We start from the raw sequence: 22,720 nt of genomic DNA on the forward strand, positions 1-22,720 counted from the left end.
CGGTCACTCCCCCGGATCCGGTTCCGTCGCTTCCGGCCGAGACGGATCCTTCCGAGCCTGGATGCCTCGCAAAAGGCGATAGACCACAGCTGCGTCCGCGATGTTCTCGAACCCCTTCCGCGTGGTCGTGCGGTCGCCGTCGCTGTCGCGCCCGACCAGGGTGTGGAAGAACACCGAGCGCCCGTCCTCGACCTCGATCGGCGCTCCGGTCGAGATCGTCAGCACCTCCATCTTTCGGTTCCACCAGCTTGTCGCCACGTAGGCGCGTCGGTCGCTGAGTGCATAGCGGACATGGCGCGGGGCCTGTGATTGAAGGTAAAGCGGCCCCGCCACCATCCCCAGTCCGGCGGCGAGGAACGGCAGCCCGAAGCAGAAGGCGACAAAGCGTCCAAGGACACCGACCACTCCGAAATGGAAGGGTCCGCCGACCAGAATCGCACCGCCCGAAACGAAGAGACCCGCGGCCAGAAAGGGAACGCCGAAGGCGGCAAGGAAGAGAAGGCCGGGCGTGAGGGTCCATCGACCCTCGGGCGACCCTTCCCAAACCAGTCGCTCGCCGGGCTCGAACCAGTCTTCCCAGCATTCGGCCATCTCAGACCATGACCTCCGGCGAAGACCTCGCGGCCCGCAGGTTGCGTGCCAAAAGGTCCATGGCAGCCATCCGCACCGCGACCCCCATTTCCACCTGGTCCTGAATGACCGACCGGTTGATGTCGTCCGCGAGGGTGCCGTCGATTTCCACACCCCTGTTCATCGGACCGGGGTGCATCACGATGGCATCGTCCTTCGCATGAGCCAGCTTCTCGGCATCGAGGCCGAAGCGATGGAAATACTCGCGCTCGGAGGGGATGAAGGCACCGTCCATACGTTCCCTCTGAAGCCGCAGCATCATTACCACATCCGCGTCCCTCAGACCCTCTCGCATGTCGTAGCAGACCTCGACGCCCCAGTCCGCGGCGCCGGCGGGAAGAAGGGTCGGCGGCCCGACCAGCCGAACGCGGTTCTCCATCTTCCCCAGAAGCCAGATGTTCGACCGCGCGACGCGGCTGTGGGCGACATCGCCGCAGATCGCCACCGTCAGCCGGTGCAGCCGCCCCTTCGCCCGCCGGATCGTCAGAGCGTCCAGCAGAGCCTGTGTCGGATGCTCGTGCCGCCCGTCGCCTGCGTTCAGCACTGCGCAGTTCACCTTCTGCGCCAGCAGCGCCACCGCGCCCGAACTCGGGTGCCGCACGACCAGCAGGTCGGGGTGCATCGCGTTCAGCGTCATCGCGGTGTCGATCAGCGTCTCGCCCTTCTTCAGCGACGACCCCTGCATGTTCATGTTCATCACGTCCGCGCCCAGCCGCTTGCCGGCCAACTCGAAGCTGGCCTGTGTGCGGGTGGACGCCTCGAAGAACATGTTGATCTGGGTGAGCCCGGTCAGCGCCGTGTCGTGCTTCACGTCGCGCCGGTTCAGGTCGACGTAGCGATCGGCGAGGTCCAGAAGCAGGGTGATCTCGTTCGGCGCGAGATGCTCGATGCCGAGAAGGTGGCGGGCGCGAAAGCTCATGGCCGCTGTATAGGCTTCAACGCCCGCACCGGAAAGACCCGCAGGCCTAGCCGCGCCGCTCCAGAAGGTCGGCCATCCGCTTGGTGTTCTGATAGATGCCCAGGCCCAGGTACATCAGGCCGCCGACGAAGATGATGTAGATCGCCCCGCCGATCAGGATGAACAGCGCGCCCAGAAGGCCATTCGGGCCACCCGGTCCGCCAGCCCCGAACAGCGCGGCAAGAGCACCCACAACCACCCCGATACACAACAGAATGACGATGACACCCACGAGTTTCTCGAACGAGTTGATGAAGAAGTCGCGCATTTGTCCGCTCCGGCGTTGATCCTGCACGAACCCTTAACCCGGAACGCCAGCCTGACAACGGGGGTCGGATTCAGCGCAGCCCGAGTGTGCCGCGCGGGACTCAGTAGCTGTAATCCGCGAAGACCCGCGTCACGTCCCCGTTCCAGTCGGTCTCGAAGTGGCGGATCAGCTCGTCCGCGGGAACCTCGCCCGAGACGATGGATTCCTTCAGCGCGTTCAGGAAGTGCGTCTCGTCCGGGACGAGGCCGCCCGCGCCGGGGCGCGCACGCGCCTTGAGCCCGGTTTCGGCGATGCTCACGACTTCCCGCGCCAGCTCGTGCATGCGGAAGCCGTCGACCTCGGCGTGCAGACCCTGGATCGACGCGGCGACGCGAAGACCTTCGCGTGTCTCGGCGCTCCACCCCTTCGCCACGTCCCATGCGGCGTCGAGAGCGCCGCCGTCGTACATCAGCCCGACCCAGAACGCCGGGAGGGCGCACAGCCTGCGCCACGGTCCGCCGTCCGCGCCGCGCATCTCGATGAACTTCTTCAGCCGCGCTTCCGGAAAGAGGGTCGTCAGATGGTCGGCCCAGTCACTCATCAGGGGCTTTTCGCCCGGAAGCGCCGGAAGTTCGCCCTTCAGGAAGTCGCGGAACGACTGTCCAAGCGCATCGATGTAGCGCCCGTCGCGGTAGACGAAGTACATCGGCACATCGAGCGCGTATTCGACATAGGCGTCAAACCCGAAGCCGTCCTCGAAGGCGAAGGGCAGCATCCCCGTGCGCGTGTCGTCGAGCGACCGCCAGATGCGGCTGCGCCACGACTTGTGCCCGTTCAGCCCGCCTTCCCAGAACGGCGAGTTGGCGAAGAGCGCCACGGCGACCGGCTGAAGCGCCAGCGCGACGCGGAACTTCTTTACCATGTCGGCCTCGGACCCGTAGTCGAGATTGACCTGAACGGTACAGGTCCGACGCATCATCGCCGTGCCGGTCTCACCGACCTGGCGCATGTAGCTGTCCATCAGCTTGTAGCGGCCCTTCGGCATCAGGGGCATCTCGTCGTGCATCCAGTGGGGCGCGGCGCCCAGACCGATGAACCCCACTCCGATGGCATCGGCGATGGATTTGACCTCGCGAAGGTGTTCGTTCACCTCGTCGCAGGTCTGGTGGATGGTCTCGAGAGGCGCGCCCGACAGCTCCAGCGCCCCGCCTGGTTCGAGGCTGACGTTTGCGCCGTCCTTCGTGAGCCCGATCAGGTGGCCGCCCTCTTCGACCGGGGCCCAGCCATAGCGGTCGCGCAGGCCCTCGAGCACGGCGCGAATGGACCTCTCGCCCTCGTAGGGCAGGGGCTTCAGGGTATCCTTGCAGAAGCCGAACTTCTCGTGCTCGGTGCCTATACGCCAGTCGGCCTCGGGCTTCGAGCCCGAAGCCAGGTACTCCGCGAGTTGTTCGTGGCGTTCGATCGGCGCGCCGCCGGACTGGGGTATGGACATGTGGGGACGGCCGCTTTTCTCTGCATCAGAGCCGAGGACTTGCGCGAAACGCGGGGCAAGTCAATGCAGCCGTCCGGATGGTCTGTGCCACACGATCGCCAGGCCCTCGTCGGGCCGACCGCTGGCGGCGATAATGGCCTCGTAGTCGACACCGGGAAGCGCCGCGAGCGCATCGAACAGCGCGTCCGCATTCTCGGCATCCCCCGGCACGGACAGGCTGTTGCCGTCGGTGTCCTCGAACTCCCAGAAGAAGTCCGACGTCGCGGAGCCGGCGTGGGTCCGCCTGATCGCGATCAGCCTAAGCGCGTCCAGCGAAACCGAACCCCCACCCGTCGGCCCGAACCAGGTGATCTGGCGCTCGTCGATGTCCACGACACCGGGTCCGCCGCCTTGCCGGGGAAACCGTGCGCGAAGCACGCCCTCCCATACCAGAAGCGCGCCGATCGCGACCGCGATCCACCCACCTATGCCGTAAAGCCCATATCCCGTCAGGACGAACCAGCCACCGCACAGGAACAGCAAAAGGCCCAGAAGAGCCTCGCGCCAGCGGACAAGGGCCTCGACGACCTCGGGACGGACGAAGCTCACGCCGGAATGCCGTGGGCGGACAGGCGGATGAACGGTTTCTCCATCATCCGCCCCTCAGCATGTCAGTTCAGCAGGCCCGCATGAACCATGGCGTCCCGGATCGCGGCTTTCGTCGGCTCGGTCACAGGCATCAGCGGCAGCCGTGTTTCGTCCGAGCATCGGCCAAGCAGGGCAAGTCCGCACTTCACGCCGGCAAGCCCCGGCTCCATGAAGATCGACAGGTGCAGCGGCATCAGCCGATCGGTGATCTCGAGCGCCATGCCATAGTCGCCGCGCCGTGTCGCCGCCTGCATTTCGGCGCAGAGCGCGGGCGCCACGTTCGCGGTGACGCTGATGCAGCCGACGCCGCCGTGCGCGTTGAACCCCAGCGCCGTCGCGTCCTCGCCAGAAAGCTGGACGAAGTCCTTGCCGCAGGCGATGCGCTGCTTCGGCACGCGCGACAGGTCGCCCGTCGCGTCCTTGACGCCGATGATGCGCGGCAACTCGGCCAGCCGCGCCATCGTCTCGACGCTCATGTCGACGACCGAGCGCGGAGGAATGTTGTAGATGATGATCGGCAGGTCGGCGGCGTCGTGCATCGCCTTGAAGTGCTGGTACAGCCCTTCCTGCGTCGGCTTGTTGTAGTAGGGCGTGACGACCAGCGCCGCATCCGCGCCCGCCTTCTCGGCGGCCTTCATCAGCCGCACGCCTTCCGCCGTATTGTTCGACCCGGCGCCGGCGATGACCGGCACCCGGCCGGCGGCGGCCTGGACTACGGCCACGACGACGGCGTCGTGTTCCTCGTGGCTCAGGGTCGGCGACTCTCCGGTGGTGCCGACCGGTACAAGGCCCGACGAACCCGATTCGATCTGCCAGTCGACCAGCGATTTGAGCGCGTCGAAATCCACGGAACCGTTCTTGAACGGGGTCACGAGAGCCGGCATGGATCCCTGGAACACGACGCACCTCCTAGCGTTTTTGCTGCCACGAACTGCGGCGGGCGGACACTATAGCGGGTCCCGGTGATTGCCAAGACGACGCCATCGTGCTTTCCTGTCATGGCTGAGGGGCAAGGACAAAACGGACGCTGCCATGTTCAAAGCCCTGGTCACGGCCATCACCCTGATCGGGTTCACGACGACGACGGGCGACGCCCAGACGCAGACCGAGATCGCCGCGTACAAGCGGGCGAGCGAGGTTATGCGCGGCGGCGACTGGCCCGCTGCCCTATCCTGGGCCGAGCCTGCGGGCTCGGTGGCGCAGGACATCGTCGAGTGGCACCGTCTCCGCGCCGGAAACGGCAGCTTCGATCAGGTCGTGAGCTTCCTCGAAACCCATGCGGACTGGCCCGGCCTGAAGCTTCTTCGGCGCGAAGCTGAAGATTCGGTGCCGACGCGATCCCGCCCCGACGAGGTCATAGCCTTCTTCGCCGCCGAACCGCCGCAAACCGGCGCCGGAGTGCGCGCCCTGATCGCCGCCCATCTGTCGCGCGGCGAAGACAACCTGGCCGAGGCCGAGGCGTTGCGGGCCTGGCGCACGATGATCCTGTCGGACGTCGACCAGACCGCGCTTCTGTCTCTCTTCGCGAACACGCTTGCCCGGCACCACGGCGACCGGCTCGACATGCTTCTCTGGCGCGGCGCGCGTGGCAATGCCGAGCGGATGTATCCGCTCGTCTCGCCCGGGTGGCAGGCTCTGGCGCGTGCCCGTCTCGCCCTCCGCGCCAATGCTGACGGCGTGGATACCCTGATCGCCGCCGTCCCGGCCGCTTTCGCCAAGGACGCGGGGCTGTCCTTCGAGCGGATGCAATGGCGTGCCCGGAAGGGCCGCAACGACGACGCCATCGCCCTGATGCTGGAAGTCTCGCCCGACCATCTGGGCGACGCCGGGCAGTGGGCCGGCTGGCGCCGCAGCCTCGCGCGCCGGCAGATGCGAGACGGGAACGCCGACGTCGCCTATCGCCTGGCGTCACAACATGGTCTTGCGGACGGCTCTGACTTCGCCGACCTCGAATGGCTCGCGGGCTATATCGCGCTGACCTACCGCGATGATCCCAAGACGGCCCTGACGCACTTCCTGCGCTTCCGGGGCGCCGTCGAAAGCCCGATTTCCCTCGGCCGGGCCGGCTACTGGGAAGGACGGGCGCACGAGGCGGCGGGCGACCGCGAAAGCGCGCGCCAGGCCTATGCCTTCGGCGCCGAGTACCAGACCAGCTTCTACGGCCTGCTCGCCGCCGAGGAGGCAGGACTTCCGCTCGATCCCGCCCTCGCCGGCCGTCAGGAATATCCCGCCTGGGAGGAGACCTCGTTCGCCAATACCTCCGTCTTCGCCGCAACCCGTCTCTTCATCGCGGCCGGGCAGAGAAACCTGGCCGAACAATTCCTGACCCACATGGCCGAGACGCTGGACGAGGACGAGATCGGCGCCCTGGGCGACTATGTCCTCGCCCGCAACGAACCGCACCTCGCCGTGATGATCGGCAAGGAAGCCGCCCGGCGCGGCATCGTCGTGCCCCGCTCCTATTACCCGATCGCCGCGCTTGGCGTCGGGGACGCGCCCGTGCCGCCAGAGCTGGCGCTGTCCATCGCGCGGCGCGAAAGCGAATTCGATCCCGTCGTCCAGTCGGGCGCGGGTGCCCGCGGTCTGATGCAACTCATGCCCGCGACCGCAAAGGCCGTGGCGCAGTATCTTCAGGTCGCCTACTCGGTCGACCGTCTCATTACCGATCCGGCCTACAACGCAAGGCTCGGCACAGCCTATCTGGACGAGTTGATGGAGATCTTCGGCGGCAACGTCGTGATGACCTCGGCGGGATACAACGCCGGCCCGGGCCGCCCCCTGCGCTGGATGACCGAGCGGGGCGATCCCCGAAACGGCGACGTCGACATCGTCGATTGGATCGAACACATACCTTTCGATGAAACCCGCAACTACGTCATGCGCGTGACCGAAAGCCTGCCCGTCTATCGCGCCCGCCTGTCGGGCTCGACCGGCGCAGTGACGCTGACGGCCGAGTTGGTCGGCAGACCCGGCCACGCGCGCTCGGCTCGAAAGGGCGAATTCATCCGGCCCCGCCCTCGGCCGAACGCGCTGATCGACTGATCACCGAAGGGCCCGGCCTTTCATGATGGCATCGGGACCGAACCGCGCGCGGATCGCGTCCGTCGCGCGCTCGGCGCCCGCCCTCTTCACCGCCTGAGGGTCCAGCAGGTCGCCGCCGGTATCGGCGTCGGCCGCCTCCGCGAGATGCGAGATGCCGACGCCGATCAATCGGTAAGGCCCTTCGTCGCCCACCTGCTCGAACAGGGTGCGCGCCGTGCGATAGATGCGATCCGCGATCTGCGTCGGCTCGGTCAGACTGGCCTGTCGCGACAGGATGCGATGGTTCGCGCGCTTCAACTTCAGCGTCACCGTGCGACCCGCTTTGCCCTTGGCCTTGGCACGGTCGGCGACGTTCTCCGCCAGGCGCCAGATATGACCGTCGAGGATGTCTGCGTCCGCGGTATCCTCGCCGAAGGTCGTCTCGTTCGAGATCGACTTCACGGGCGCATTGCGCTGCACGAGCCGCCGATCCTCGCCCCGCGCGAGGTGCCACAGACGATCTCCCATGCCCCCGAATCGCGCGACAAGCTGCGGCTTCTCCCATCTCAGCAGGTCGGCAAAGGTTCGGATTCCTGCCTGGTCCAAAGCCGCCTGGGTGTGCCCGCCCACGCCCCAGATCAATCGAACGGAGCGGTTGCGCAGGAAGTCCTGCGTCTCGGCCAGCCCGATCACCGAAAAGCCCCTCGGCTTGTCCAGGTCCGACGCGACCTTGGCGAGAAACTTGTTATGTGACAGGCCGACCGAGCCCGAAAGCCCAAGCTCGGTCTCCATCCGACGCAGCAGCGTGGCCAGCATGACAGCTGGCGGCTTGCCGTGCAGGCGCGCTGTGCCCGAAAGATCCATGAAGGCCTCATCCAGCGACAGCGGCTCTACAACCGGCGTCAGGTCGTCCATAAGGGCGCGGATCTGCCGCGAAACCTCGACATAGGCCGACATCCTGCCCTTCACGACTACCGCGTCGGGACAAAGCTTGAGCGCCTGAAACATGGGCATCGCGGACCGCACACCCCGGATGCGGGCGATGTAGCAGGCCGTCGAGACGACGCCCCGTCTTCCGCCGCCTATGATGACCGGCTGGTCCCTCAAGGACGGATCGTCGCGCTTCTCGACACTGGCGTAGAAGGCGTCGCAGTCCATGTGAGCGATCGACAGGTCGAAGAGTTCGGGATGCGACAGGACGCGCGGCCGCCCGCAGGCCGGGCAGCGCGTTCCGGCATCGAAGGTCGTCAGGCAATCGCGGCACAGCGCAGGCATGTTGGCCCAGTATCGCGCCAAAGCGCGTCAAGAGTAACAGAAATGTTCTGTTTATGTCCGCGACGGCGGTGAATGGCTTTTGATCAGAGAATCGTCTCTAAACCGACGTCATCCGTCATCTGGTGCCTGTCTCAAGTCAGCCTTCGAAGCGACGGGAGTGCAGGAAAGTCCCCCGTTGTCCTGCGTGTCGCTAGAGTGACAGCCTCCGCGAATCGGCAGAGCCGACAATCCCGCTCGTTGAACGGATCGTCACGACCTCTCATCTCTTTCGCGGGGACGTCGTGAAGGGACATCGACATGGACCAGTTCTTTGACACCATCGGCGGCGGCGGCATAGCCACGCTCCTGCTGGCGGCAGTCATCATCATCAGCGTCTTCAAGGGAGTGCGGATCGTTCCGCAGGCCGAGAAGCACGTCGTCGAACGGTTCGGACGACTGCGCACCGTGCTCGGACCCGGCATCAACTTCATCGTGCCGTTCTTTGACAGGGTCGCACACAAGATCTCGATCCTCGAACGGCAGCTTCCGACCGCCAGCCAGGACGCCATCACGACCGACAACGTGCTCGTTCAGGTCGACACCAGCGTGTTCTACCGCATCCTCGAGCCCGAAAAGACGGTCTACCGCATCCGGGACGTTGACGCGGCCATCGCCACCACGGTCGCAGGCATCGTCCGGGCCGAGATCGGCAAGATGGAACTGGACGAGGTTCAGGCGAACCGCGCCGCTCTGATCGCCACGATCAAGGCCAGCGTCGAGGACGCGGTCGATGACTGGGGAATCGAGGTGACGCGGGCCGAGATCCTGGACGTGAACCTCGATCAGGCGACGCGCGAGGCGATGCTGCAACAGCTTAACGCCGAGCGCGAGCGCCGGGCCCAGGTGACGAAGGCCGAAGGCCAGAAACGCGCGGTCGAGCTTCAGGCCGATGCGCAACTCTATGCGGCCGAGCAGGCCGCCAAGGCGCGCCGGATGCAGGCCGACGCCGAGGCCTATGCGACCGGCGTCGTGGCCGCGGCGATCCAGGACAACGGTCTGGAGGCGGCGCAGTACCAGGTCGCACTGAAACAGGTCGAAGCGCTGAACGCTCTCGGCAACGGGCCCACCAAGTCGACGATCGTTGTGCCGGCCAATGCCCTGGAAGCCTTCGGCGATGCCTTCAAGATGCTGCGGGGGAGGACGTCGTGATGCCGCTCTGGTCGCTCTGGTGGGCGTGGATGGCAGGCGCGCTTCTGCTCGCCATCCTCGAAGTCGTGGCGCCGGCCCAGATCTTCCTCGGATTCGCGGCAGGCGCGGCAGGAACGGGGCTGCTTTTGCTGTTCGGCCTGCCGGGCTTGGCGGGGTCGCTGCCCGCCACAATTCTGGTCTTCGCCGTCTTGTCTCTGATCGCCTGGCTGATCACGCGGCGCATCGCAGGCGTGCGCGAAGGCCAGGTCAAGCTCTTCAACCACGACGTCAACGACAACTGATCGAAACGGGGGGCGACACGGTTGTCGCCCCCCTTTTTGCCTAGCCTTCCAGAACCGCCCGCAACTTGCGCAGGGCGCTGTCCGCTTCTTCCTGATAGCGGATCGGATCCGAGAATTGCCCGTCTCGATTGAAAAGCAGGACGTAGGCCGAGTGATCCATGGTGTAGTCTCCGCCCTCCAGCGGCACGCGCGATGAGAAGACTCGGAACGACTGGATCGCCTTGTCGATCTCCTCACGCGACCCGGTGACGCCGACCACGCCCGGCGCCCATCCCACGTAGTCACCCAGGATGTCCGATGTATCGCGTTCGGGGTCGACGGTCACGAAGTACACCCGCAAGGCGTCGGCGTCCGGACCAAGTTCCTCTTTCCATGTCATGATGTCGCCCAGGGTCGTCGGGCACACCTCGGGACAGTGGGTGAAGCCGAAGAAGACTGCTGACGGCCCATCCTCGAGTGTCTCTTCGGTGAACGCCGTGCCGTCCGTGGCCTGAAGCGTATAGTCTCCACGCCCCAGGGTCGTCGCCACCTCTGCCTCGCGCGGGGCGATGACCAGGAACCAGCCCCCGACCATGACGACAAGGGCCAGTACGGCCGCGATAAGGGCCAGGATCACGTCCCGCCGCATATTCATGTCAGCCATCGGAGTGCCTCATGCCGTGTGCGCCGCTCATGCCGCGCGGACCGATATCGACCGTGACGGTGACCTCGCCCGCCTTCTCGAAAGTTAGCGACAACTCGAAGGTGTCGCCTTCGGTGAGGGCGTCCGTCAGTTCCATGAGCATCAGGTGGTAGCCACCCGGCTCCAGAACAACCGTCTGACCAGCGGGGATCGGCAATCCGTCGGTCACGGGGCGCATCCGCATCACGTCGCCATCCATCTTCATTTCGTGGATTTCGACACGGCCTGCGATGGGTGTGCTGGCGGCGACAAGCCTGTCATCCTCATCGCCTCCGTTCGTGATGGTCAGAAAGCCGCCGCCCACGGGCGCGTGCGGCGGTGTGGCGCGCGCCATTGCGGCGCTGATCGTCAGGCTTCCCAAGGTCGTATCGTCCTGGGCGAAGGTCGGGGCCGCGGCAAGCATCAGGGCTGCGGCAAGGGTCGGGATCCATTTGAACGGCATGTCGTCTCTCCTATCTGTCCGAATGTGCGTCGCTCTTGCGACGCGCGCAGTCGATCAGGCGGACGAAGGAGGCGCTCTGACGGGAGGTAGGTATGTCGGGATCGGACCCGCTTTTGCAGTTGGAATACCCTCCGCAAAATCGTCACGCACCGGCTCGACATCGTGCGAAACCGCACTTGGAGACGAAAGGGCCGCGCTGGCATGCGCCACGGCCCAGTCGCAGAGCCCATCCCCCGCCTCTCCCGGCGCTCCGCCACTGCCAAAATCCGAGCAAAGGACTGCGGACACTCCATCCGGACCGACCGAAGGCATCGTACCGGGCGCGAAGGCCTGCACGGCAAGCCACGGCAGGACGAGAAGCATCAGCCACGTCCGGCGGAGTATCGTCGTGATATCTGACCGAAGTCGGTTCATGCTGCCCCAGCTAATCCGAGGCGATGCAATTGGAAACGTGCCACGGCGCCGCGCTGCCTATTGGATGTCCCGAAACGCATCTTCAAGCCGACCGATCGCCGTCTCGAGTGTCGGCCGCGGAAGGGCGAAGTTGAAGCGCATGTGCCCGGCGCCCCCGGTGCCGAACTGCGTGCCCGGACTGGGCACCACACCAGCTTCAACGATCCGCCGAAGGATCTCGGGATCGCTCATCCCGAGAGGGGCGAAATCGACCCAGGCGAGATAGGTGGACGTCATGTCCATCACCGAGATGCCTGCCAGCGCGTTCATCCGGTCGGAGAACACGCGGAAGTTCTCGGCAAGATAGGCCCGCACCGCATCGGACCAGTCGTCACATTCCGTGAACGCGGCGGTCAGTGCCGCCATGCCGAAGCGGTTCGGCGTCGATTCGCGATCGAGGATCACGGCGTCGAGTTTCTTTCTCAAGGCCCGGTCCGGCGTCACCAAGAATCCGGTCTCGGCGCCAGCAAGGTTGAAGCCCTTCGAGGCGGCAGAGAGAACAACGAGGCGTTCGGCGATCTGCGGAGCAGCGACGGCCGTCGGAACGAAGGTCTCTCCTGGAAACAGAAGATCCATGTGGATCTCGTCCGAGATCAGGAAAAGCCCGCGTTCGAGACAGAAATCGGCGACCTGACGGATTTCCTCTGCACTCCAGACCCGTCCGCCGGGGTTGTGGGGTGAACACAGCACGACCAGCCGAACGTTCTCGGTGAGTGCAACGGAAAGACCGTCGAGGTCCAACTCGAACCGACCGTTCTCGATCCGAAGGGGGCTTTCCAGAACCTTGCGCCCCATCGCGTCCGCCTGACGGTAGAAGGCATGATACACGGGAGAGAAAAGTACGATGGCATCGCCCGGCGCAGTGCAGGCGGCAAGGGCGTCGCCAAAGCCGCTGATCACACCATGTGTGTAGCGGACCCAGGACGCATCGAATGTCCATCCATGTCGGCGGCGATACCAGCCTGCGACTGCATCGTTTGCCGCATCCGGCCCGCCAAAATAGCCGAAGTAACCCCGCTCGACTTCCTTCGACAGGGCCGTGCGGATCGCGGGTGCGGCAGGAAAGTCCATATCCGCCACCCACATCGGTATGGCGTCCGGATCGTCGACGCCGAAAACCTTCATGAGCGAATCGTACTTCGAGGCATGAGTGCCGCGCAAAGCAAGCTGATCTTCGAAGCCGTATGTCATTGATGCCCATGCCCTTTAAAGTGGCGGCGAACTTACCACCGCGCCCAAGGCCCGCAAGGCCCCGACGCTTGCGGGACGGCAAAGCATCGCCTAGATCAACGCAATGGCGATCCGTGACATCCTCATTCACCCTGATCCACGGCTGAAGACCGTGGCCGATCCTGTCGAGGCGATCGACGACGCCGTTCGTAGGCTGTCCGAGGATATGCTCGAGACGATGTACCATGCACCCGGCATCGGGCTGGCCGCGCCTCAGTTGGGCGTAATGAAGCGCCTGCTGGTGATGGATTGCGAGAAGGACGAGACGGCGCCTCCGCAACCGATGGTGCTTCTGAATCCGCGCGTCACCTGGGCGTCCGAGGAGATCAACGTCTACGAAGAGGGCTGCCTCTCCATCCCCGAACAATATGGCGAGGTCTCCCGCCCGGCCGAGGTCGATGTCGCTTGGGTCGGACTGGACGGAAGCGCTCAGAGTGCGCGCTTCGACGGTCTGTGGGCAACCTGCGTACAGCACGAGATCGACCATCTCGACGGACGCCTGTTCATAGATTACCTAAAGCCGCTGCGGCGCCAGATGATCACGCGCAAAATGCAGAAGCTGAAGCGCGAAAAGGCGCGGGCGTGATCCGTTCCATCCTGCGCTGGCCCGACCCGATGCTGTCTCGTCGCTGCGATCCTGTTGGAGAGATCGACGACCGGGTCCGTACTTTGGCCGAGGATATGCTCGAAACGATGTACGACGCTCCGGGTCGGGGGCTGGCCGCGCCGCAGGTCGGCGTGCCGCAACGGATATTCGTCATGGATTGCTCCTGGAAGGACGGCAGGCCCGAGCCGAAAGTGGTCATCGACCCCGAGATAGTGACATTTTCGGAGCGTCGCGCGACTGGCCCTGAAGGCTGCCTGTCGATCCCCGGCGTCACGGCGGACGTCGAACGGGCGACGGACATCGTTCTGCGCTGGACCGATCTCGAAGGCATATCCCATGAGGAGGCCTTGACCGGCTTCGAAGCGATCTGCGCGCAGCATGAATTTGACCATCTGAACGGCATCGTGACCTTCGACCGCGTGTCGCCCGAGATGCGGGCGCTTCTTGAAGCCGAGTACAACCATTGACCGTTCGGCCTTTCCTCCTCTGGCCGGACCGTCGCCTTCGAACCGCTGCATCGCCTGCAGGCCCCGTCTGTGACGACCACTGGGCCATATGGTCGGACATGATCGAGACGATGGACGCGATGCCCGGCTACGGTCTTGCCGCGCCGCAGATTGGCGTGATGCTGCGCCTTGCCGTCGTGGATTGCTCGGACGAACGGGGCCGCGCCCTTCGCCTGGCGGATCCCCTCATTGTCGTGGCCAGCGACGAGACCAGCGACTGGGACGAGGCTCCGCCGAACCTGCCAGGCGTTTCGGCCCGCGTCAGCCGCCCAGCGCGCGTGACGGTGGCGTTCACCGACGCGGAGGGCGACCGGGTGCGACAGGACTTCGAGGGACTCTGGGCGACGAGCGTACAGCATCAGATCGACCACCTGGACGGGAGGATGTTCTTCGATCGTCTCAGCCGCACGAAGCGCGAGATGCTTCTGAAGAAGGCGCTGAAACGGTGAGGCTGGTTTTCATGGGCACGCCGGACTTCTCGGTCCCGGCGCTGGATGCGCTCGTGGCGGCGGGCCACGACGTTGCGTGCATCTATACTCAACCGCCCCGCCCGGCAGGACGAGGCAAGAGGGATCGCCCGACTCCCGTGCATCGACGGGCGGTCGAGCTTGGGCTTCCGGTGCGCCATCCGGTCAGCCTGAAAGAGGCGTCGGAACACTCGGATTTCTCTGATTTAGAGACAGATATCGCCGTCGTGGTCGCGTACGGCCTTCTCCTTCCCCAGGCCGTGCTGAATGCGCCCGTGCGTGGATGCCTGAACATCCACGCGTCGCTCCTTCCGCGCTGGCGCGGGGCCGCGCCCATCCATCGCGCCATCCTGGCAGGCGATGCCGAGACGGGCGTCTGTATCATGCAGATGGACGCCGGCCTGGACACTGGACCGGTTCTCCTGCGCGACGTGACCGCAATCGGCCCCGAGGACACGACCGGCGATCTGCATGACCGCCTCGCGGATCTTGGGGCAACACTTGTCGTCAGGGCGCTCGAAGAGCTGGAGGCCCTTACGCCCGTTCCGCAGTCCGAAGAGGGCATCACCTACGCACGAAAAATCGACAAGGCCGAGGCCCGCATCGACTGGACGCGACCCGGACAGGACATCGACCGGCAGATCCGCGGACTCTCGCCCTTTCCCGGGGCCTGGTGCGACGTGAACGGGGAACGCGTGAAGCTGCTTCGATCCAGGCTGACCAACGGCTCGGGCGTCCCGGGCACCCATCTGGGCGGCTTTTGCATCGTCTGCGGGGAAGGTGCCGTCCAGATCGTGGAAGCGCAGCGCGAGGGCAAGCGGCCCATGACCGCAGTCGAGATACTGCGCGGAATGGACCTGCCCCAGCGTCTGGGTTAACCCGCGTCAGGAAGACGACCGGCCAAAATCCGGTCGATCAGCATACTCAGCAGTTCGGCGCGGCTATGAACGCCGGCTTTCCGGAACACCGCGTTGAAATGCGCCTTGATCGTTCCTTCGGCGCTTCCGCGCATCTCGGCGATTTCGGCAGTGCCCAAACCCTTGACCAGAAACATCGCGACGTCCGACTCGGCGGGCGACAGCTTCCAGTCCTTGAACTGGGCGCGGATCGCCTCGTGCACCTCGGCGGCGGCCACGGCCAGATCCTGTTCCAGCGCCACTTCGTGACGGAGAAGGGACACAAAGAATCGAGCCTCGAGAACCATGGCGGCGATCAGCGTCAGCGTCGCCAAAGTTTCGACCGCCATGTGGACGGTCAGGTGCGACATGCCCCCCTCGGCCGCGATGTCGGCGAAGACGTCGACGATGAAGAAGACGGCGCAGATCCCCTGCACCGCCATGAGGAGGACAAGCCCCCAGTTCCGCGTCGCCATTGAGCCGCCCGACATGCCGCCGGTTTAATCCGACGGAAGGACCTTGCAACCCGTTACCATCGCCCGCGGCAAATTCACGCTTGTCCGCCAGCTTTCGTACAGGACGGCCACGATATGAAGAACGACCGAGATCTCGGCCCAGGTCACGGCAACCTCGTGCAGTTCCTCGGGCCATTCCACGCCCCAGAACATGTTCGTCGTCATCAGGTAGCCGGACAGGCCGATGACCAGAAGCGTCGCGAGAATATTGTAGATCATCAGAGCGCCCAGCGGCGTGTGACCGACGTGACGATGCGTCTCGCCGCCCGCCATTTCGCGTATCTGGTCCAGCGAGCCCGACAGGCTGGGCGGAAAATTGGCGAAGCGCGCATACCGGGTGCCGACGACACCCCAGAGGACGCGTATCGCGACAAGCCCGAGGATCGCGTAGCCGATCCATTGGTGCAGCTTGCTGTCGTCGTCTACGAAAAGAGCGTTGGCCGCGAAACCGGCAACCAGCGTCCAGTGAAAGACCCTGACGACAGGGTCCCAGACCTTGATGCGTTCCATCCTGCGACTCCTGAAAAATGGCCGCAGACCGGGGGATGGTCGGTCTGCGGCCGCGCTGCCTGATCAGTCGTCGTTCTTGACTTCGACGATCTCGAATGCAGCGTCCAGGAACACCTCGAACTTGCTGCCGTCCTTCTTGGCATACGCCTCGTACATGCCGTCCTCGATCTTGATCTTGGCCACTTCGTAGCCTTGCTCGGTCAGAAGCTGGCGGATGTGATTGGTGTTGGCGTCGGTCAGCTCGACCGAGTTGGCCGCGAAGGCGCCGGTCGCAAGCAGGGCAGCGACCAGAGCGGGGGCGATGAGTGTCTTGAACATGAGTAATCCTTTCCAGTGAACGTCCGGCGGCAGGGGTTGGGGGAAGTGGTCGCCGGTGCCTGTAGGTCGCCGAGAACGGCGGAGGTGGAAACTAACCCGATGGGTCGGATGCGGGGCTTAGGTCCCTCGCTCACGTTTCTATACCTTCGGGTTAGGTTGGGTGCGCAGGATGCTGCCGGCGGTCGGCTGCATGACGACGGTCATGCTCTGCCCAGGTCCCGCGCAGCCTGATAGGCAGGGGCATGGACACCCCGATTCTCCACCAACGGCTGCCCGAGGCGCCCTGGCTTGACCCCGCGATGAGGCGGCTGCCGGGTATCAGGCCCCGGCCGGTCGAGGAATGGATCCTGAGAGATGAGGCCTTCACCGGTCAGATGGCGCTGCGAGATACCTTGATCGCGGAGGAGAGGTCGCGCGTCCACGAGCTTCTGCCAGGAGGAGAGGCTGCCGCGCGCGAACTTCTGGACATGGTCCTCGGCACTCTGTCCACGGATGCGAGCTATCAGATCGGCGCCCAAGTCGTGACCCGACCCGATGGGCGCATCGTGGACCTCGACACCACACTGCCCCTCGTGACGCTCGGGCGGCTGGTGCAGTCGGATTTCTGCATCCTCGAGGCTGGGCCGGAGGGTCACGTCATGTCAGGCGCCATCCTGTGCTTTCCCGCCGGATGGACACTGGCGCAGAAGATCGGTCGTCCGCTCGACGGCATCCACGGTCCGGTGAAAAGCTATGACGCCGATGTCGGTCGACGGGTGCAGCGGCTGTTCGACGCCATACGACCCGATCAGATCCTCTGGCGAGCGAATGCCCATCTCTACGATGACCCGACCCTTTTCGCGCCGCGGACCGAAGCGATGCCCCGGCCCTATGTCGGGCTTGGGGCCGCGAAATACGTCCGTTCGGAGCGCCAGACCCTTCGGCGGCTTCCCAAGACAGGAGCTGTCGTCTTCGGCATCCACACCCTGATGGTTCCGCTGGCCGGGCTGACCGAGGAACAGCGGGCCGAGCTTCATAGGCTCGAGACCCGGGCGTCGGTCAGACCGGAAGAAGCGTCGACAGGGTAAGGCCCGCCCCCGCCTGATCCAACGCCAGGAACAGGCCGGTCAGTGCAAGAACATGCGCCGTGGTCCGAAGGTTCTCGCCGCCCAGAATGTTGAGGCAAAGGAGGGCCAGGCCCACCGGCATCGCAAAGATCAAGACGATCATGTTGATGACATAGACCGTGGCCCTGGCCACGGGGTCTCCATGCTCCGGATGGCTGGAGGGCTCGAACACGTCTTCCATCGCGGACTGGTGCGTCAGCGAAATCGAGTCGGCACGGAAGATGCTCGTCTTCTCGCGGCGAAGACGGTCTTCCGGGGGCTCGAGGTCGGGAAAGAGATCGCGGCTTGTGACCGCGACGCGGGAAATCCTCAACCCTGCAATTCTATGGACTTTTGTCATCCTGTTGTTGGCGCCAAGCGCCCCTCTCTGGAGAAAGTCTCTTTGTCTGCAAACCGTCCGCCAGACGTGCGCCACGATTGTGAAGAGATTGGGGCGACTTTGTGGACATCAGGGCGACTTTGGCGCGAATGCGCAGCTTTCCTCCTATGTTCGGACGAGGGTCTGCAACAATAGGATTCAAAAAGCAAAATTGTATCTGCGTAAGGGCCAATGGCCCCGCGTAAGCGGGGCCATTCCAGGAACAATCAGACGTCAGTGGACGACTGCGTCCGCAGGCTTTGTCCGGTTGGACGACGCGACCCGATCGCCGATCATCAGCCCGTCCACGCCGGCGCTGACCTTGACCGTGTCGCCCTCGCCCACGTCGCCCGACAGCAGCAGCTCGGCCAGCTCGTTCTGTAGCGAGCGCTGGATCACGCGCTTGAGGGGACGCGCGCCGTAGACCGGATCATAGCCCTCGTCCGCCAGCCATTTCACCGCCGCCGCATCCAGTTCGAGAGCGACGTTCTGCTTTGCCAGACGCGACGTGAGCCTCCGAAGCTGGATCTCGACGATGGCGTCCATGTCCGCACGCGAGAGCCTGTCGAACACGATCATGTCGTCCAGCCGATTCAGGAACTCGGGCCGGAAGTGCGACCGCACGGCATCCATCACATCGCGCTTGGCGGCGGCGGCGTCGGCCCCTTCGGGAAGCTGGCTCAAAGCCTGCGACCCGAGGTTCGAGGTCAGGATGATCAGCGTCTGCTTGAAGTCGACCCTGTGGCCCTGACCATCCGTCAGAACGCCGTCGTCCAGCACCTGAAGCAACACGTTGAACACCTCGGGATGTGCCTTCTCGACCTCGTCGAACAGGACAACCTGATACGGTCTGCGCCGTACGGCCTCGGTCAGCACGCCGCCCTCGTCATAACCGACATAGCCCGGAGGGGCGCCGATCAGTCTCGAAACCGAGTGCTTTTCCATGAATTCGGACATGTCGATGCGGACCATCGCCTTGTCGTCATCGAATAGATACTCGGCCAGCGCCTTGGTCAGCTCGGTCTTGCCGACGCCCGTTGGCCCGAGGAAAAGGAACGACCCCAGCGGCCGGTTCTCATCCTGCAGACCCGCGCGCGCGCGCCGGACGGCGTTCGCCACAGCGGTGACCGCCTGCGACTGACCGATGACGCGCTTGCCCAATTCTTCTTCCATCTTGAGAAGCTTGTCGCGCTCGCCTTCCAGCATCTTGGACGTGGGAATGCCCGTCCAACGCTCCACGACCTCTGCGATATGCTCCGGTCGCACGGATTCCTCGACCAGAACGTCGGCATCCTCGACCTCGGCCGCCGCCAGCTTTTTCTCGAGCGCCGGAATTACCCCATAGGATAGTTCGCCCGCCCGCTGGAGGTTGCCTTCGCGTTTGGCCTGCTCCAGTTCGATCCGGGCACGGTCCAGCTCTTCACGCGCACGTCCGGCATCCGCCATCTTGTCGCGCTCGGCTTGCCACTGGGCGGTCATCTCGGACGACCGCTCCTGGAGGTCCGACAATTCCCGTTCGATCTTCTCGAGCCGATCCTTCGAAGCGCGGTCGTCTTCCTTGCGCAGCGCTTCGGCCTCGATCTGCATCTGAAGGATGTTGCGGTCGAGCTGGTCCAGTTCTTCGGGCTTCGAGTCGAGCTCCATCTTCAGCCGCGACGCCGCCTCGTCGACAAGGTCGATGGCCTTGTCGGGCAGGAAGCGGTCGGTGATGTAGCGCTGCGAGAGGGTCGCGGCGGCAACAAGTGCGGAGTCCGAGATCTTCACGTCGTGGTGCAGCTCGTACTTGTCCTTGATACCGCGCAGGATCGAGATCGTATCCTCGACCGTGGGCTCGCTTACCAGGAGCGGCTGGAAACGACGGGCTAGGGCCGCGTCCTTCTCGACGTACTTGCGGTACTCGTCCAGCGTCGTGGCGCCGACGCAATGCAACTCGCCCCGCGCCAGTGCGGGCTTGATGAGGTTCGCGGCATCCATCGCGCCGTCGGTCTTGCCGGCACCCACAAGGGTATGCATCTCGTCGATGAACAGGATCACCTCGCCAGCGGCTGCGGTGACTTCGTTCAGAACGCCTTTCAGACGCTCCTCGAATTCACCCCGATACTTCGCACCGGCGATCAGCGCGCCCATGTCCAGCGCCATCAATCTCTTGTTGCGCAGCGAATCCGGCACGTCGCCGTTTACGATGCGAAGCGCCAGGCCCTCGGCGATGGCGGTCTTGCCAACACCAGGGTCGCCGATCAGGACGGGGTTGTTCTTCGTCCGCCGGCTGAGAACCTGCATGGTCCGCCGGATCTCTTCGTCACGTCCGATGATGGGGTCGATCTTGCCCTGCTCGGCGGCCTCGGTCAGGTCGCGGGCGTACTTCTTCAGCGCGTCGAATGTATCCTCGGCGGACGCGCTGTCGGCGGTGCGGCCCTTGCGGACGTCGTTGATCGCCGTGTTCAGCGTCATCGCGGTGACGGCGCCGGCGTCGAGAGCGTCCTTCGCCTTCGAACTCACCACCGCCAGCGCGGTCAGAAGCCGCTCGACGGCGACGAAGCTGTCGCCGGCCTTCTTGGCGATCTTCACCGCCTCGTCCAGAACCTTGACCGTCTGCTGGTCCATGTAGGTCTGGCCGGCGTCGCCCTTCACCTGGGGAATCTTCGACAGCGCGAGGTCGACCGCTTCAGACACGCGCTCGGGCGACCCGCCCGCGCGGCGAATCAAGTTCGAGGCGAGCCCCTGCTCGTCGTCCATCAAGGCTTTCAGAAGGTGCTCGGGCGAAAGCCTCTGGTGGCTTTCCCGGGCGGCTATCGTCTGCGCGGCCTGAAGGAACCCGCGCGACCGTTCCGTGAACTTCTCCAAGTCCATCGTTCTCTCCTTATAAAGCGCCCTATCGTGGCGACACCCGCGTTGCGGCGTGCCCCTCTCGGGCCTCACGTCTCATTTGTGATCTGCATGGGGTCTGCGCAAGGGCATGGGAACCGGATTCCACCATCGGAGTTGCCCCATCGGATCGCAAAGCAAGGAGCGTCCCGGCTATGTACTCAACCCAGGTCGGACCGGTGGTCTACAACCCCGCCACTCGCGCCTTCGAGGCGCTTGTCACCCTCAACGAAGGTCTGGACGGCATTCGCATCCCTTGCAGCCTGCGCTTCCCGATCGACGCGCCCGCATCCGTCGTCGTTCCCGCCCTGATCCGTCAGGCGAAGGAAAAACGTCAAAGCAACCGGGCTCCGCTCGTATCGCGCCTCTCACGGCTCGCGGAAGGCTCGATCGCCGCCTGATCTTGCGTCCCCGCCCGTCGCGGTCTAACCCGCACGAAATCGGATAGGGGATGCGACCATGCTTCAGGCGGACGACAGGCTGATCGTGGCCCTGGATGTCGGCGACGCCCTTCAAGGGCTCGCCTTGGCCGAACGGCTCGGAGATAGCGTCAGCTTCTACAAGATCGGTCTGGGGATGCTGACGGGGGGAGGCCTCGCCCTCGCCAACGAGTTGAAGTCCGATCACGGCAAGCGCATTTTTCTCGACATGAAGCTCTTCGACATCGGGGCCACCGTCGAGGCTGCGGTGCGCGGTATCGCCCAGTTCGACCTCGACTTCCTGACCGTCCACGGCGACCCGAACGTGGTTCGCGCCGCGCGGGAGGGGGCCTCCGGGTCGAACATGAAAATCCTCGCCGTGACCATCCTCACTTCGCTCGACCGCCAGGACCTTGACGCCGCGCTCATCCGCAAAGGTTCTGTCCCGGAGCTTGTGATCGAGCGCGCGGGCCGTGCCCTCGAGGCTGGCGCGCAGGGAGTTATCTGTTCTCCGTTGGAAGCGCGCGGCGTTCGCGCCTTACCGGAGGCCGCCGGACGTCTGATCGTGACGCCCGGAGTTCGCCCGGCGGGATCGGACGTGGGCGACCAGAAGCGCGTGATGACGCCGGCCGAAGCCATCGCCGAGGGCGCGGATCACGTCGTCATCGGGCGCCCGATCCACCGCGCCGTCTCGCCTCGCGCAGCCGTTCAAGACATCCTGGCCGAGATGTCGGCACCCCAGGCGATGCAGCCGAACCGCTGAGGCGCCACGATCCAGAAGTCGCGTCAGACGTCCACTGTGTCGCTCTTTTGAACGATCATTGTCGCCGCTCGCGCGACTCCGAAGTCGCTACGCTTATAACTGTTTACGTTTTTCGAACAGTCTCGCTGCACAATGCGGTCTCAGCGCGGATTCACCACCGCGGGTCCCTATTTCCGTCACATTTCGTTGCATGGCTGGGATCACTGGACGGAACCAAACCGTGGACGAGGCCGAACGATGACTATGGTCAAGAAGATCACCGACGGGCAGGTCGCAACCGCTGGTGTGACCGGCCTCTGTGCGGGGGCCAATGTCCGCACTCCCTGCGGCGAACGTCACGTCGAGTTCTTGCGCAAGGGCGACTTGATCGTCACGCGCGACAATGGCCTGCAACCCGTCAGGCTGGTCTGGACACGGACCGTGAGCGGGGCGGAACTGGCGGCTGACCCTTCCCTCGCACCTGTCATGCTTTCGCCCCGCCTCGTCGGACCGATGATGCCTCAGAAGGCCCTGTCGGTCGGAAGCGCGCACCGTCTGCTGATCCCCGGATGGCGGCTCGAGGACGAGGAAGACCACGTGAGCTGCCTCGTTGCCGCACGCGATTTCCCCGGAACAGAGACACATGTGCCGCAGGGCGACGTCACCTACTACAACGTCGTTTTCGACAGCGCGCAGGTCTTCGCCGCGAACGGACTGCCTGTCGAAAGCTTTGCTCCGTCGCAGGAGTCGCTCCGGTTCGTCGCGAAGTCAGTGCAAGAGCAGCTTCGCGTCGCTTTCCCGGACCTGGGCCCCCGGTTCAAGGATTACCCAGCCCCGCGTTACAAGCTGCGCGAGCGGGTTTCCTACACTCCGCAATTCGCCTGA

The 22,720-nt window shown here is 64.8% G+C and carries 26 protein-coding genes; 11 read left to right on the forward strand and 15 right to left on the reverse strand.

Annotated elements, in window-relative coordinates; all coding sequences use genetic code 11:
- Positions 1–3: 3 nt before the first annotated feature.
- From C8D95_RS10140 to dapA, 6 genes are all read right to left on the reverse strand, one after another.
- Positions 4–591 (reverse strand): hypothetical protein, encoded by a 588-nt coding sequence (locus C8D95_RS10140; protein WP_109759072.1) that lies wholly within the window; start codon positions 589–591, stop codon positions 4–6.
- 1 nt (position 592) lies between these two features.
- Complete coding sequence (locus C8D95_RS10145) at positions 593–1,549, reverse strand: aspartate carbamoyltransferase catalytic subunit (RefSeq protein WP_109759073.1); 957 nt, start codon at positions 1,547–1,549, stop codon at positions 593–595.
- A gap of 46 nt (positions 1,550–1,595) precedes the next feature.
- Positions 1,596–1,856, reverse strand: a complete 261-nt coding sequence (locus C8D95_RS10150) for a hypothetical protein (RefSeq protein WP_109759074.1) — start codon at positions 1,854–1,856, stop codon at positions 1,596–1,598.
- A gap of 100 nt (positions 1,857–1,956) precedes the next feature.
- Positions 1,957–3,327: a glutamate--cysteine ligase gene (locus C8D95_RS10155; protein ID WP_109759075.1), complete on the reverse strand. Its 1,371-nt coding sequence runs from the start codon at positions 3,325–3,327 to the stop codon at positions 1,957–1,959.
- A gap of 60 nt (positions 3,328–3,387) precedes the next feature.
- Positions 3,388–3,915 (reverse strand): hypothetical protein, encoded by a 528-nt coding sequence (locus C8D95_RS10160; protein WP_109759076.1) that lies wholly within the window; start codon positions 3,913–3,915, stop codon positions 3,388–3,390.
- Positions 3,916–3,977: 62 nt separating this feature from the next.
- Positions 3,978–4,853, reverse strand: coding sequence for a 4-hydroxy-tetrahydrodipicolinate synthase (dapA, locus tag C8D95_RS10165; RefSeq protein ID WP_109759077.1), 876 nt, complete (start codon positions 4,851–4,853; stop codon positions 3,978–3,980).
- 133 nt (positions 4,854–4,986) lie between these two features.
- On the opposite strand from dapA, the gene C8D95_RS10170 reads away from it, so the two are divergent.
- Complete coding sequence (locus C8D95_RS10170) at positions 4,987–6,996, forward strand: lytic transglycosylase domain-containing protein (protein ID WP_109759078.1); 2,010 nt, start codon at positions 4,987–4,989, stop codon at positions 6,994–6,996.
- Here the strand turns inward: C8D95_RS10170 and C8D95_RS10175 are convergent, their stop codons facing one another.
- Positions 6,997–8,250, reverse strand: a complete 1,254-nt coding sequence (locus tag C8D95_RS10175; protein ID WP_109759079.1) for a DNA polymerase IV — start codon at positions 8,248–8,250, stop codon at positions 6,997–6,999.
- A gap of 297 nt (positions 8,251–8,547) precedes the next feature.
- On the opposite strand from C8D95_RS10175, the gene C8D95_RS10180 reads away from it, so the two are divergent.
- Both C8D95_RS10180 and C8D95_RS10185 read left to right on the forward strand, forming a co-directional pair.
- Entirely contained in the window at positions 8,548–9,438 is an 891-nt protein-coding gene (locus C8D95_RS10180) for an SPFH domain-containing protein (RefSeq protein ID WP_109759080.1), read from the forward strand.
- Entirely contained in the window at positions 9,438–9,719 is a 282-nt protein-coding gene (locus tag C8D95_RS10185) for a hypothetical protein (RefSeq protein WP_109759081.1), read from the forward strand. The genes C8D95_RS10180 and C8D95_RS10185 overlap by 1 nt, the downstream gene beginning before the upstream one ends.
- 40 nt (positions 9,720–9,759) lie before the next feature.
- Here C8D95_RS10185 and C8D95_RS10190 read toward each other — a convergent pair whose 3' ends face one another.
- The 3 genes from C8D95_RS10190 to C8D95_RS10200 form a co-directional block, all read right to left on the reverse strand.
- Complete coding sequence (locus C8D95_RS10190) at positions 9,760–10,362, reverse strand: SCO family protein (RefSeq protein ID WP_109759082.1); 603 nt, start codon at positions 10,360–10,362, stop codon at positions 9,760–9,762.
- Positions 10,355–10,843, reverse strand: coding sequence for a copper chaperone PCu(A)C (locus C8D95_RS10195; RefSeq protein WP_109759083.1), 489 nt, complete (start codon positions 10,841–10,843; stop codon positions 10,355–10,357). The genes C8D95_RS10190 and C8D95_RS10195 overlap by 8 nt, the downstream gene beginning before the upstream one ends.
- A gap of 471 nt (positions 10,844–11,314) precedes the next feature.
- A complete protein-coding gene (locus tag C8D95_RS10200) occupies positions 11,315–12,487 on the reverse strand; it encodes a MalY/PatB family protein (RefSeq protein ID WP_109759084.1) in 1,173 nt (390 codons plus the stop codon).
- 103 nt (positions 12,488–12,590) lie between these two features.
- Between C8D95_RS10200 and def (C8D95_RS10205) the strand changes: the two genes are divergently transcribed.
- From def (C8D95_RS10205) to fmt, 4 genes are read left to right on the forward strand one after another with little or no spacing between them, the layout of a single operon-like run.
- Positions 12,591–13,112: a peptide deformylase gene (def, locus tag C8D95_RS10205; RefSeq protein ID WP_109759085.1), complete on the forward strand. Its 522-nt coding sequence runs from the start codon at positions 12,591–12,593 to the stop codon at positions 13,110–13,112.
- Positions 13,109–13,600, forward strand: coding sequence for a peptide deformylase (def, locus tag C8D95_RS10210; protein ID WP_282957632.1), 492 nt, complete (start codon positions 13,109–13,111; stop codon positions 13,598–13,600). Before def (C8D95_RS10205) ends, def (C8D95_RS10210) begins: the two co-directional genes overlap by 4 nt.
- A complete protein-coding gene (def, locus tag C8D95_RS10215; RefSeq protein WP_109759086.1) occupies positions 13,597–14,088 on the forward strand; it encodes a peptide deformylase in 492 nt (163 codons plus the stop codon). The genes def (C8D95_RS10210) and def (C8D95_RS10215) overlap by 4 nt, the downstream gene beginning before the upstream one ends.
- Positions 14,085–14,984, forward strand: a complete 900-nt coding sequence (fmt, locus tag C8D95_RS10220) for a methionyl-tRNA formyltransferase (protein ID WP_109759087.1) — start codon at positions 14,085–14,087, stop codon at positions 14,982–14,984. Before def (C8D95_RS10215) ends, fmt begins: the two co-directional genes overlap by 4 nt.
- Here the strand turns inward: fmt and C8D95_RS10225 are convergent.
- From C8D95_RS10225 to C8D95_RS10235, 3 genes are all read right to left on the reverse strand, one after another.
- Positions 14,981–15,493, reverse strand: a complete 513-nt coding sequence (locus tag C8D95_RS10225) for a helix-turn-helix transcriptional regulator (protein ID WP_109759088.1) — start codon at positions 15,491–15,493, stop codon at positions 14,981–14,983. The genes fmt and C8D95_RS10225 overlap by 4 nt on opposite strands.
- A gap of 9 nt (positions 15,494–15,502) precedes the next feature.
- Positions 15,503–16,027 (reverse strand): cytochrome b/b6 domain-containing protein, encoded by a 525-nt coding sequence (locus C8D95_RS10230; RefSeq protein ID WP_109759089.1) that lies wholly within the window; start codon positions 16,025–16,027, stop codon positions 15,503–15,505.
- Positions 16,028–16,090: 63 nt separating this feature from the next.
- On the reverse strand, positions 16,091–16,345 hold the full coding sequence (locus tag C8D95_RS10235; protein WP_109759090.1) for a PepSY domain-containing protein: 255 nt from the start codon (positions 16,343–16,345) through the stop codon (positions 16,091–16,093).
- A gap of 242 nt (positions 16,346–16,587) precedes the next feature.
- On the opposite strand from C8D95_RS10235, the gene C8D95_RS10240 reads away from it, so the two are divergent.
- Positions 16,588–17,412, forward strand: coding sequence for a heme-dependent oxidative N-demethylase family protein (locus C8D95_RS10240; RefSeq protein ID WP_109759091.1), 825 nt, complete (start codon positions 16,588–16,590; stop codon positions 17,410–17,412).
- Here C8D95_RS10240 and C8D95_RS10245 read toward each other — a convergent pair.
- On the reverse strand, positions 17,384–17,791 hold the full coding sequence (locus tag C8D95_RS10245; RefSeq protein WP_146202989.1) for a hypothetical protein: 408 nt from the start codon (positions 17,789–17,791) through the stop codon (positions 17,384–17,386). The two genes, C8D95_RS10240 and C8D95_RS10245, sit on opposite strands and share 29 nt — an antisense overlap.
- A gap of 252 nt (positions 17,792–18,043) precedes the next feature.
- Entirely contained in the window at positions 18,044–20,659 is a 2,616-nt protein-coding gene (gene clpB / locus C8D95_RS10250) for an ATP-dependent chaperone ClpB (RefSeq protein ID WP_109759093.1), read from the reverse strand.
- Positions 20,660–20,829: 170 nt separating this feature from the next.
- Here clpB and C8D95_RS10255 point away from each other — a divergent pair, with 170 nt between their 5' ends.
- The 3 genes from C8D95_RS10255 to C8D95_RS10265 all read left to right on the forward strand — a co-directional run bounded on the left by C8D95_RS10255 (position 20,830) and on the right by C8D95_RS10265 (position 22,720).
- Complete coding sequence (locus C8D95_RS10255) at positions 20,830–21,075, forward strand: hypothetical protein (protein WP_109759094.1); 246 nt, start codon at positions 20,830–20,832, stop codon at positions 21,073–21,075.
- Between the two features lie 58 nt (positions 21,076–21,133).
- On the forward strand, positions 21,134–21,856 hold the full coding sequence (pyrF, locus tag C8D95_RS10260; protein ID WP_109759095.1) for an orotidine-5'-phosphate decarboxylase: 723 nt from the start codon (positions 21,134–21,136) through the stop codon (positions 21,854–21,856).
- A gap of 237 nt (positions 21,857–22,093) precedes the next feature.
- Positions 22,094–22,720, forward strand: coding sequence for a Hint domain-containing protein (locus C8D95_RS10265; RefSeq protein WP_164721776.1), 627 nt, complete (start codon positions 22,094–22,096; stop codon positions 22,718–22,720).

It is taken from the genome of Silicimonas algicola, assembly GCF_003148765.1.
Lineage (GTDB): Bacteria > Pseudomonadota > Alphaproteobacteria > Rhodobacterales > Rhodobacteraceae > Silicimonas > Silicimonas algicola.